Below are 5,967 nucleotides of genomic sequence, written 5' to 3' on the forward strand. Positions count from 1 at the left end.
GCGGCCGCGACCACACCACCGTCATGCACGCGGACCGCAAGATCCGGGCCCTGATGGCGGAACGACGGTCCATCTACGGCTGGATTCGACGACCTGCGGCTGGCCATGGCGTGGATCTACGGCGACGTGGTCCATCACGACCGGGAGCAGCGCCAGGAAGCCGACCCGTTCGGACTGTCCGAGCGATACCGGGCGGCCGTACCCCTGGTGGCATGGACCATGGTCGGCGCGATCGAGCTCCTCCACTACATCCGGGCACTCCAGGATGCCCAGGTCCTGTCCCTCGATCCCGCCGTGTTCGAACAGCCGGTCGTTCTGGATTCGACGACGTGGCGGATGAAGGGCCGGGCGTACAGCGCTCCTGTCGGAACAACGGTTCCAGCCGACGCACTGACACCTCTCGGTGAGGAATGGAAACCACTGAGCCTCCGCCAACCTGAAGAAGCAGGTCAGAGGTCTGGTGTGACCGGCTCTCGAAGTGCTCAATCTGGTTGTGGGCGGCTGTCTGCGGAGTAGATCATCTGACGGAGCCGGACGTTTCGCTGGTTTCTGCTCGCTGGGGTCAGGCGGCCATTTACGATCCGTGCATGGATCCCGAGCTACTGGAACGGATCACCGCGCGACGCGCGGAACTGGACCAACTCGAAGAACGGCTGGCCAAGCAGCTGACGGAGGTACGAGCCGAGCGAGACGAACTCGCTGTCGCCGAACGGGTCCTTGAGCGGGTGAGCGAACAGATCGCTGATGAGCGCGTCTCGGCCTCGCCGGTGCCCACGCAGGTGGGTGGGACGGGCAGTCATGCTGATCCCACACCGCACCTCCGATGTGGAGGAGAGCGTGCTCCCGCCGGACTATCAGCGCATTCTCGCCAGCGTGCGGCAGGCCGCGGGACCGGTCATGGCTCGGCAGGTCGGCGAGTTGCTGAGAGTGGACGTCAGCGTCCGGGCCAAGCTGGAACCGCTGCGAGGGAAGCTGGTCAGACTCGTCGACCGCGGCTGGCTGCGGAAGCTACCCGACGGCCGGTTCACCACCCGTCTGTGACCGGCTGCTGATCACGTACGCCCCATTCGACAGATCGTTGCCAGTGGATGGGGAGCTGCTCGGCTCTCCTGCTGAAACTCGCGATAGAAGTTGCCCATCACCGCGGCGACCGGTGCGTAACGGACAAGGAGCGACGCGATCGACGCGGGAACCTCCTGTGGGGGCATCCCTTGGGCGCACGTATTCACAAACATCTTGCGTTCTTCCGGTGTGTATCCGTAGAGAGCGACGGCCAGCCAGTTCACCAGGTGGGTGACGGTGTAGCACTGGTCGTAGGTGCGGTGCTGGTCGAAGAAGTCGGCCTCGTCCCGTGTGAGGTCGAAGCGTGAGGAGATCGCGAGGCCGTAGTCGGTGAAGAAGAGCTGTCGGCCGTCGGTGAGGATGTTCTCGAAGTGGGCGTCGAAGTGCAGAAGCCCGCGGTCGTTCATGAACGCGATTCCGGCTTTCAGCTCGTCGTCGACCATGGCGCAGGCCCGCTCGGCCACTTCGTCACTGGCCCCGATCTGGACGCCCAGCCAGTCGTGCAGGTTCTGCGGGATGTACTCCAGGAACAGCACGAGGCTTGCCGTGGAGTGCTGGAGAGCTTCGATCCGTCGGCGTACCGCTGGTCCGCCTCCCCAGTAGGCGACAGCTCGGTCCACATCGGCCAGTTCCTCGGGAAGTGGCTGGCCAGAGTCTGGGATCACCCGCCAGTGGTACATCAGGGGAAAGCCCTCGTGGTCTCCGGCGATCACCCAGTTCGTCGTCATGGTGTGCGCGGCCAGCTCCCGCCAGGCCCCGAACCCCGGGGCGCCGATGGTACCGGTGCCGTAGTGGCAGAAGGCCGGAAGGCCGAACAGATTCGCGGTGGAGTGAACATGCTCAGGCCGTCGCTCCAGGTCGGTCAGCCGTACCTGCTTGACGAAGACCTGGCTTCCCTCGACCTCCAGCAGCACCGTCTTCCCGCCGATGCCTGACCCCAGCGGTGCGCCGGCGTCGACGAACTCGCGCAGACTGTGGTCACTGCGCAGCGCCAGCGATGTGGAAACGGCGCCGTGAGCGGCCAGACGAGCATCGCGGGACATATCAGGGCCCTTCACTCACGCCTCCAATCGTGCCCCGCCTCTTGGCCAACGGCTTCAGCAGACACCGGGACGCGGCCAAAGGTGACTCTCCCACGTCGGGGCCGGCGAAATGCGGCGTAACTGGGGTCCCCCCGGATGGCGTTGAGGCTGTGTGACGAAAACTGAAGAGCCTGCCGACAAATCCTGCGCACTCACTTACCAGTGCCGTTTACCGCTGTCCACGCGCACCGTAAACCACCTCGCCGGGCTTGCGACGCCATCTGAAGGTGATCCGGTCCAGGTGGCGGATCCTGCCGCCAGGAAGGATCGCGGTGATCGTCTTGGCCGTGCTGCGGCACGACCAGCGCTTGGCCGACATGGCCGGCGGCAACAACGTGTCCGAGTCCACCGTCCGCCGCTGGCGCGACGAACTGATCATCCTGCTCGCAGCGCAGGCCCCAGGACTGGACCGAGCCCTGAAGAAGTCATCAAACAGGGCGGGGAGGCCGTCCTGATCGACGGCACCCTCATCCGCACCCAGCGCCGCACCGGCAAGGCGGACCGGCGGAACTACTCCGGCAAACACCGTAACCACGGCCTGCACTTCCTCGCCCTGACCGACGAGAGCGGCCGCCTGATCTGGATATCCGCCGCCCGCCCCGGCCGCACTCACGACATCACCGCCGCCCGCCACGACCACGTCGTGGCCCACCTGCGAGCCGCCGGCCCAGGCCGTGTTTTGGAAGGAGGAAGGCGGTAGGTGCCGTAAGGGGCATACGGTCAATTGACCCCTATACTGCATGCCATGGAGTGCAAAAGGATCAGGCGGGCCACTGGGACGGACGCTGAGGGGCTTACCGCTTTGGTGCAGGAGTCCAAGGCGTACAGCGGCCAGTACGCCAGCGTCATCGTCGGCTACCAGGTGACCGCTGCCTACATCGAGCGGCATCAGGTCTTCGCCGCGGTCGATACCGCTGGTCAGCTCGTTGGTTTCTACGCTCTGATGGGCCTTGACCCCTGGTTTTGGACACCGGAGACACTTGGATCTTGACGGTCCAGGAGAACGGAGTCCCCGTGGGGATGGAGCATTACCCCGCCGAGTTCAAGGCGGACGCGGTCGCGTTGTACCGGTCGAGGCCCGGAGCTACGATCAAGTCCGTCGCCGCCGACCTCGGGGTGAACACCGAAACGCTGCGGAACTGGATCCGAGCCGCCGACGGCCGCCGGCCCGGCGCCCACTCCGCACCGCCGGCCACTTCGCAGACCGGCGACGACACCGTTCAGGCGGAGCTGGCCGCCGCCCGCAAGAGGATCCGCGAGCTCGAGGAGGAACGCGACATCCTCCGCAAGGCGGCCCGGTATTTCGCGACGGAGACGCGCTGGTGAACCGCTACCAGTTCGTTGACGATCACCAGCGCCGACACGGCGTGAAGCGGCTCTGCGACATCGGGCCTTGACCCCGAATCCTGAACACGGTTTATGCGGCTGATGCCAGCGTAGTTGGTGGTGTTGCGAGTGCGGCTTCGTAGGTGATGGGGCTGCGGTGTCCGAGGCTGGAGTGCCGGCGTCGGGTGTTGTAGCGGTTGAGCCATCGGAAGGCGTCGAGTCGGGCCTGACGCTCGTTGGGCCAGCTCTTTCGGCCTTGGAGCGTCTCGCGTTTGAAGCTCGCGTTGAAGGGCTCCGCGAGAGAGTTGTCCGCGCTGGACCCGACCGCGCTCATACTCCGCCGCACCCCTGCTGACCTGCAGGATTCGGCGAAAGCCCGGCTGGTGTACTGGGCGAGTTCAACCGATCGATGCAACACCGGGGTTTTGAAGTGAGCGTAGTTGCTCTTCGAAGACTTCGGTGGGTGTCTTCCACCCGAGGATCTTGCGGGGCCGGCTATTGAGTGCGTATGCGACGGCTTCGAGGTCTTCGGCGGACCACCGAGACAGGTCCGTGCCTTTCGGGAAGTACTGTCGCAGGAGCCCGTTGGTATTCTCGTTCGTCGGTCGCTGCCAGGGCGAGTGGGGGTCAGCAAAGAACACCCGCGTCCCGCTCTCCATGGCGAACCGGGCGTGACCGGAGAGCTCCTTCCCGCGGTCCCAGGTGAGGGTCTTACGTAGCTGCTCAGGCAACTTGGTCGTCGACTCCGTCAGCGCCGCGTTCATCGCTACGGCCCCGTATCCGCCGAGCGATGGCCCGTTCTTCACATACGGTTCCTCGCCCCAGCCATCCAACCGTGGCAAATGGACCAAGAGCGTGGACCTGCTGCTGCGCTCGACGAGCGTGCCGATCGCGGACCTGCCCGTCCCAATGATCAAGTCGCCCTCCCAATGGCCAGGGACAGCACGGTCGTCGGCCTCGGCCGGGCGCTCACTCAAAACGACGTCATCGGTGACGTGGCCCTGCCGCTTGTTTCGGGACCGCGTCCTTGGCTCCCGCAGCGCACGGCCCGTGCGCAGACACGTGACCAGCTCGCGCTTGAGCGCGCCCCGGCCCTCGATGAACAGCGACTGGTATCGCCTCGTGGCTGATGCGCATGGACTCATCATCAGGGAAGTCGACCCGCAGCCGGCGCGCGATCTGTTCCGGGCTCCATGCCGTCGACCACCGCCTGTCCTGGCGGCGGGGCTTGTTCAGTCCCTTCCACGGCGCCGTCGCAGGACCTGAAACGATCGTGCCATCGGGCCGACGGATGTCACCGGCGAGCCGGTCCTGCACATACTCACGCAAACGGTCGTTGTCCACGAGCTTCGCCGTCTTTGGGCGCTTCGCGGCCTGCTGCGCCTTCCACTGGGCTACCACAGCGCGGTAGACCGGCTTGCCGCTCCTGGTCGCGGCGTTGCGACGCAGTTCGCGAGAGATCGTTCCCGGAGCTCGCCCGATCGTGCGGGCGATCGCACGCACGCTCTTGTCCTGAGCTTTGAGCAGTGCAATCTCCTCACGCTCGGCGAACGACAGGTACCGGCCCGAGGGCTCGTCCAGACTCAGCGGGGCCATCCCGCCAGCGTGCCGGAACCATCGGATCCCGACCGGTGCCGACACCCCGACCCCCTCGGCAGCCTGGACAGAAGTGATCCCCAAGGCGATCAGGCGCCAGAAGTCTCGTTGCACAGCGCGCGATGGCTCAGGCCGGCCCGGTGAGCGCATCGGCGGCCGCATCGCCCTATCCGCAGCCCACTGCCGACGCAGACCTGCTGGCGGCTGCGACCCTTGTTTCCTTGGCAGACCCATTGCACACCTCCATGATCACGAGGTGTTGCGACGACCAGTTGAATTCACCCTGGGCTCCGTGGTCGGTGTGCATGATCGATCCGGCGAGACTGCCGCGGGTCCGGACCGCTGCCGCCAGGGCATCGGTGACGAGCTCGGTGCGCATGTGGTCGGCGATTGCCCACCCGGCCGGACGGCGTGATGCGAGGTCGATCACGGTTGCGAGGTAGCAGAACTTCCCGCCGTCGATGGGCAGGTAGGTGATGTCGCCGACGTACTTCGTGTTGGGGCGTTCGGCGGTGAAGTCGCGGCCGATCAGATCCGGCGCCTTGGCTGCGGCCGGGTCGGGGATAGTGGTGCGGTGCCGGCGACGCAGGCGGACCCCTTGGATTCCGGACGTCCGCATGATCCTGGCGACACGCTTGCGGTTGACGGGCTCACCGCTGCTTCCGCGGAGCTCGGCGGTGATCCGCGGGGCCCCGTAGGTGCCGTCCGATTCCCGGTGCACGGCCCGTATCCGGTCGGCGAGCCGGGCGTCGGCCGCCTGCCGGGCGGCCCGGCCCGCAGCCGTGCGGCGCCAGTAGTAGACGCTGGAGCGGGCGATGCCCAGGATGTCGCACAGCCGCTTCACGCCGTGACGGCGCTGGTGGTCGGCGACGAACTGGAAGCGGTTCACCAGCGCGTCTCC

At 66.3% G+C, this 5,967-nt stretch carries 7 protein-coding genes and 3 pseudogenes; 5 read left to right on the forward strand and 5 right to left on the reverse strand.

Translation table 11 applies throughout. The annotated features are described in order from the left end of the window. Positions 1-105 precede the first annotated feature (105 nt). A complete protein-coding gene (locus tag NOD94_RS39810; RefSeq protein ID WP_281211126.1) occupies positions 106-516 on the forward strand; it encodes a hypothetical protein in 411 nt (136 codons plus the stop codon). An 83-nt stretch (positions 517-599) separates the two neighbouring features. Here the strand turns inward: NOD94_RS39810 and NOD94_RS39815 are convergent, their stop codons facing one another. Next, positions 600-800, reverse strand: coding sequence for a hypothetical protein (locus NOD94_RS39815; protein WP_281211127.1), 201 nt, complete (start codon positions 798-800; stop codon positions 600-602). Between NOD94_RS39815 and NOD94_RS39820 the strand changes: the two genes are divergently transcribed. Next, complete coding sequence (locus NOD94_RS39820) at positions 799-1,041, forward strand: hypothetical protein (protein WP_281211128.1); 243 nt, start codon at positions 799-801, stop codon at positions 1,039-1,041. The two genes, NOD94_RS39815 and NOD94_RS39820, sit on opposite strands and share 2 nt — an antisense overlap. A gap of 11 nt (positions 1,042-1,052) precedes the next feature. On the opposite strand, the gene NOD94_RS39825 is transcribed toward NOD94_RS39820, so the two are convergent. Further along, positions 1,053-2,105: a protein kinase family protein gene (locus NOD94_RS39825; protein WP_281211129.1), complete on the reverse strand. Its 1,053-nt coding sequence runs from the start codon at positions 2,103-2,105 to the stop codon at positions 1,053-1,055. Positions 2,106-2,385: 280 nt separating this feature from the next. Between NOD94_RS39825 and NOD94_RS39830 the strand changes: the two genes are divergently transcribed. The 3 genes from NOD94_RS39830 (at position 2,386) to NOD94_RS39840 (ending at position 3,470) form a co-directional block, all read left to right on the forward strand. Further along, positions 2,386-2,844, forward strand: a complete 459-nt coding sequence (locus NOD94_RS39830; protein ID WP_281211132.1) for a transposase family protein — start codon at positions 2,386-2,388, stop codon at positions 2,842-2,844. 105 nt (positions 2,845-2,949) lie between these two features. Next, complete coding sequence (locus NOD94_RS39835) at positions 2,950-3,135, forward strand: hypothetical protein (protein WP_281211130.1); 186 nt, start codon at positions 2,950-2,952, stop codon at positions 3,133-3,135. 29 nt (positions 3,136-3,164) lie between these two features. Next, complete coding sequence (locus NOD94_RS39840; RefSeq protein ID WP_281211131.1) at positions 3,165-3,470, forward strand: transposase; 306 nt, start codon at positions 3,165-3,167, stop codon at positions 3,468-3,470. 91 nt (positions 3,471-3,561) lie between these two features. Here NOD94_RS39840 and NOD94_RS39845 read toward each other — a convergent pair. The 3 pseudogenes from NOD94_RS39845 to NOD94_RS39855 form a co-directional block, all read right to left on the reverse strand. Further along, positions 3,562-3,864 (reverse strand): annotated as a pseudogene (locus tag NOD94_RS39845) (integrase core domain-containing protein); the annotation flags it as partial. 4 nt (positions 3,865-3,868) lie between these two features. Next, positions 3,869-5,066 (reverse strand): annotated as a pseudogene (locus NOD94_RS39850) (IS30 family transposase). A gap of 286 nt (positions 5,067-5,352) precedes the next feature. Next, a pseudogene (locus NOD94_RS39855) lies at positions 5,353-5,967 on the reverse strand (IS3 family transposase); the annotation flags it as partial.

It is taken from the genome of Streptomyces sp. Isolate_45 (assembly GCF_024721315.2).
Classification (GTDB): domain Bacteria; phylum Actinomycetota; class Actinomycetes; order Streptomycetales; family Streptomycetaceae; genus Streptomyces.

What these genes read in the sequence shown, in the direction of transcription:
- NOD94_RS39810 (WP_281211126.1), top strand. Translation starts at nt 106, where the DNA reads ATGGCGTGGATCTACGGCGACGTGGTCCATCACGACCGGGAGCAGCGC.
- NOD94_RS39820 (WP_281211128.1), top strand. Translation starts at nt 799, where the DNA reads ATGCTGATCCCACACCGCACCTCCGATGTGGAGGAGAGCGTGCTCCCG.
- NOD94_RS39815 (WP_281211127.1), bottom strand. Translation starts at nt 800, where the DNA reads ATGACTGCCCGTCCCACCCACCTGCGTGGGCACCGGCGAGGCCGAGAC.
- NOD94_RS39825 (WP_281211129.1), bottom strand. Translation starts at nt 2,105, where the DNA reads ATGTCCCGCGATGCTCGTCTGGCCGCTCACGGCGCCGTTTCCACATCG.
- NOD94_RS39840 (WP_281211131.1), top strand. Translation starts at nt 3,165, where the DNA reads ATGGAGCATTACCCCGCCGAGTTCAAGGCGGACGCGGTCGCGTTGTAC.